Annotated in this window: 4 protein-coding genes; 2 read left to right on the top strand and 2 right to left on the bottom strand. The window is 41.9% G+C overall.

What is annotated here, in order from left to right:
• Window positions 1-1,457 (bottom strand): hybrid sensor histidine kinase/response regulator (locus B4K20_RS01940; protein WP_289281701.1); only part of this gene is annotated, 1,457 nt, incomplete at its 3' end.
• A gap of 207 nt (window positions 1,458-1,664) precedes the next feature.
• Between B4K20_RS01940 and B4K20_RS01935 the strand changes: the two genes are divergently transcribed.
• Window positions 1,665-3,074, top strand: coding sequence for a phospholipase D-like domain-containing protein (locus tag B4K20_RS01935; RefSeq protein WP_286304803.1), 1,410 nt, complete (start codon window positions 1,665-1,667; stop codon window positions 3,072-3,074).
• A gap of 33 nt (window positions 3,075-3,107) precedes the next feature.
• The gene (locus B4K20_RS01930; protein ID WP_289281700.1) at window positions 3,108-3,383 is read left to right on the top strand and encodes an Lrp/AsnC family transcriptional regulator; all 276 of its coding nucleotides are present in this window, start codon (window positions 3,108-3,110) and stop codon (window positions 3,381-3,383) included.
• Between the two features lies 1 nt (window position 3,384).
• Here B4K20_RS01930 and B4K20_RS01925 read toward each other — a convergent pair whose 3' ends face one another.
• On the bottom strand, window positions 3,385-3,756 hold the full coding sequence (locus B4K20_RS01925; RefSeq protein ID WP_289281699.1) for a hypothetical protein: 372 nt from the start codon (window positions 3,754-3,756) through the stop codon (window positions 3,385-3,387).
• Window positions 3,757-4,150: the final 394 nt, after the last annotated feature.

Here is a 4,150-nt window from a genome sequence, read left to right as displayed (position 1 = left end):
TGGCAATCCATCAGAATCATTTTTATTGGCTCATAACTATCGAGCTCCGTTAACAGTTGACTGGCCTGCACGCCATTCTCAGCAGTCGTGAAATGGACATTTAAACGTGTCAGGAAAAACTCTAAAACCGAGCGGTTAGTTAGGTCATCATCCACAATTAAGACATGTATGTCAGACAGACTGGGTTGGTAGGTTGGTTGTTTATTTGCATCGGTGTGAGTTTGTTTAGACTCTGATTTGCTGATGCGTTTAAGCTTTATAGTGAAACTAAAGCAAGAACCTTTACCGACCTCACTTTCAACGGTAATACTTCCACCCATTAATTCGCATAGTTTTTTTGAAATCACTAAACCTAAACCGGTGCCACCGAAGCTTTTTGATGAGCTGTTATCTAACTGCTCAAAAGGTTCAAATAAACGGGACTGTTGTGTAGAACTGATGCCGATACCACTATCGATAACATGACATGACAAGGTGATATCGTCATCAGACTGCTCAATGAGACTGGCTTTTAGCTGAATATGGCCATGCTGAGTGAACTTATCAGCATTGCTAAGCAAGTTTAATAAGATTTGTTCTAGTCGTGTGGCATCACCATCGACGAATAAATCATCATTCCAGTCGACAGATAGATGGTAACTTTTATCGGTTTTCTTGCCCCGTAGACGAAAACTTTCAAATACGTCTTCGAATAGTTTGGTCAGGTTAAAGGCATCATGACGGATATGAACTTTATTGGCTTCCAGTTTAGAAAAGTCGAGAATGTCATTGATAATATTGAGTAGCAGTCTGGCACTTTTGCTGGCCAAATCCATATGTCGCTGTTGTTCGGTCGTTAATTCACTCCCTTGCAGAATATCCAGCATACCGATCACGCCCGCGATTGGACTACGCAGTTCATGTGTCATATTTGCCATAAATGCTGATTTTGCCTGGTTCGCCTGCTGCAGACGTTGGCCTGTTAAACGCATCTCAATTAATGATTCCACCTGATGAGCGAATAGCTGAAGTTGTTGTTTTTGCTGTTCGCTCAGTGTTCGTGGCTGACGGTCAATAATGCACAGCGTGCCTAATAGATGATGATGTTGATTATGTTTGTATCGGAGCGGAATACCTGCATAAAAGACAATATGCGGTGGTCCTGTCACTAGAGGGTTATCCTTAAAGCGGTCATCCTCATGTGCATATTCTACAATAAACGCTTGTTGATGAAAGATAGCATGACCACAAAAAGAAATATCTCTGCCGGTTTCGCAAACGTCTAAGCCCTGGATTGACTTGAACCACTGTCGTGATTCGTCAATCAAGGAAATGGCCACAATAGGCACAGAAAAAATATCCGCGACCAGTTCTGTCAAATTATCAAAAACAGCCTCGGGCTCCGAGTCTAGAATTTCCAGATTGTACAAAGCATTGAGGCGTTCTTGCTCATCGCTTGGTATTGCAGGTGCTTCCACTATGACCACCCTTCCATGTCTATGTATCTGAAATTTACTATAACAAAATCAAATAAGTAGAAAAAATCTCTTTGCATCCTTACACATTCCATCCTGATAAAACATAGGATATGGCTGCTCCATGATGATGTGAGAGGTATATCAAGCTTACATCGTTTTATCGCCAAGAGTTCGTTACTATGGGCGCTTGTCAATCAGGTTGTGAATATGGATATCGTCTATATATTTTTGTTAATTTTGCTACACGCTGGACCCGCCGCCTATAGTGTTTTTCACATCTTACTTTACAAACGTGACAGCCGTGCAGCACTGGGCTGGATTATGTCCTGTCTGTTTATTCCTTATGGTGGCCCCATCGCTTACTTTTTCTTCGGTGTGAATCGGGTAAGAAGCCGCGCTACCAGTATTAAACGACGTTTATTCAAAATTCCTTTTGAGTCTGGTTATGCCAAACGCTCAATACAGCACATTAATAGTTATGGTCTGGACAGTATTGGAGAGCGTATTACAGGAACCAAACTCACTCCCGGTAATGACGTCAGTATTTTTCATAATGGTGATGAAGCTTACCCTGCCATGCTTGAGGCGATAAAATCAGCAAAAAAACGTATTCTATTAATCACTTATATTCTTAAAACAGACCATACTGGTAATGAATTTATTGATGCCCTGAGTGAAGCCGTCAATCGTGGCATTGAAGTCAAAGTTATCATTGATGGCATTGGTGAGTGGTACTCCTGGAAAAAACCGTCTAAACGTCTGAAAGCACTCGGTATAGAAGTGGCTAAATTTACGCCGCCCAGGATTCTGCCACCTAATATCTATATCAATATGCGTAATCACCGCAAATTGTTGATTGTAGATAACACCACAGCCTTTGCCGGAGGCATGAATATCAGTGATGACCATCGACAAATGCCTATGCAGCCGCGCCGTATTACAGATATTCACTTCAGCTTCAACGGTCCGATAGTAAAAGATTTAATCGGTATTTTTTATGATGACTGGCTCATCGCCAGTCAAAGCAAAATGGACTGCCCATTTCCAGCTGCCGAACCTCAACCGGACGGCTACCACTGCCGGGTTATTCCAGAAGATCCAGATGAAGCAATGGACGCATTATCGTTAACACTGCAAAGCGTGATTTCTGCAGCGAAAAACACCGTAGATATCATGACGCCCTACTTTATCCCGAGTCGGGAAATGATTGCCTCACTACAGTCAGCATCTATGCGTGGAGTGCGCGTGCGGATTGTTTTACCCGCTAAAAATAATCTTATCTATATCCATTGGGCCAACCGAAACATGTTGACCGAGCTACTGTTATGGAATGTGGAAATATTTTATCAACCAGCCCCTTTTTGCCATAGCAAATTACTGTGTATTGATGATCATTACGCATTGGTAGGCTCTGCCAATATTGACCCACGAAGCCTCAGGTTGAATTATGAGTTAGGGGTTGAGATATTCTCGCATACAGTTAATAAAGAACTCACACAGCACTTTGATGAGATTATTGCTAAAAGTGAAGCCATCAGTGATAAGGATCTGGCAAACCGCAGTGTGCCTGTTAGACTACGTGACTCATTTATGAGCTTGTTATCCCCTTATTTATAAAAGATAGCCTCGTGCAACTGTCCGGAGAACCAAATGATTACCTCATTTATTTTGATTCAAACTGAACGTACAAAAATCACTGACGTCGCTGAAACCTTAGCTGATGTCAACGGTATCAGTGAAGTGTATTCTGTGAGCGGCAATTATGATCTCGTTGCCATTGCCCGCGTCAAAGACAATGATGAACTGGCTACCCTGGTAACCAGTAAAATTGTGGATATCGAAGCGATTACAAAAACAGAAACCATGCTGGCATTTCGTGTTTATAGCAAACATGATCTCGATTCGATGTTTTCTATCGGTCTCTGAGTCAACTCGCCGACATAGAGCCTGTGGCGACAGGCTCTTTTTTAGCATTATTTTTTTTCACAATCACCGTGCAAGTCATGCCGGCAGCCAGCAGCGTCTGTTCGGGAACCTCATCTAAAGCAATTCGCACAGGTATACGCTGCTCCAGACGAACCCAGTTAAAAGTCGGGTTTACATCCGCCACTAAATCACGACTCTTCGGGTTATCGCTGTCATAGATGCCTCTGGCAATACTCTCAACATGACCTGTCAGTATTTGGCCATTCATCAATTCAATATCGACAGGATCGTTTAATTTAAGCAAAGTCAGCTTTGTCTCTTCAAAGTAGCCATATACCCAGAAAGAATGTTTGTCGATCAAGGTCATCATCATCTTTACGCACCTTAAACAACCCTATAATCATAATTAACTTTAACTTTTAAATTATTGTATTAAATAGTTTATTTATTTTAGGAATAGACTTGGTCTACCAATCATGAACTCAGAGTCAGAGCCAATCTTACTTTGCCTTAGCATAATCGATTAAGCTATCACTAGACAGCACTTCTGTACCTTATCCCCTCTTTTTGCTAGGTACTATGTTGTGGATGAACCCCATTTCTGGCTGGATTTTTTGTATCGACATTTGCCCTTCAGAGTGGCTTACGATGATAAGAATTTCGTTTTCTAAGAAAATCGGCCCCAAACCTGGGGCGTACTGGAAAACGATTAGGCAGCTTTTAACAAACTCGATTTGAGTTGTTCGCACCATTGTTCAAGTCTACCT

Source organism: Methylophaga sp. UBA5088 (assembly GCF_002414625.1).
Classification (GTDB): Bacteria; Pseudomonadota; Gammaproteobacteria; order Nitrosococcales; family Methylophagaceae; genus Methylophaga; species Methylophaga marina.
Note: the sequence above shows the minus strand (reverse complement) of the source record. Positions and strands in the feature narration are given on the sequence as shown.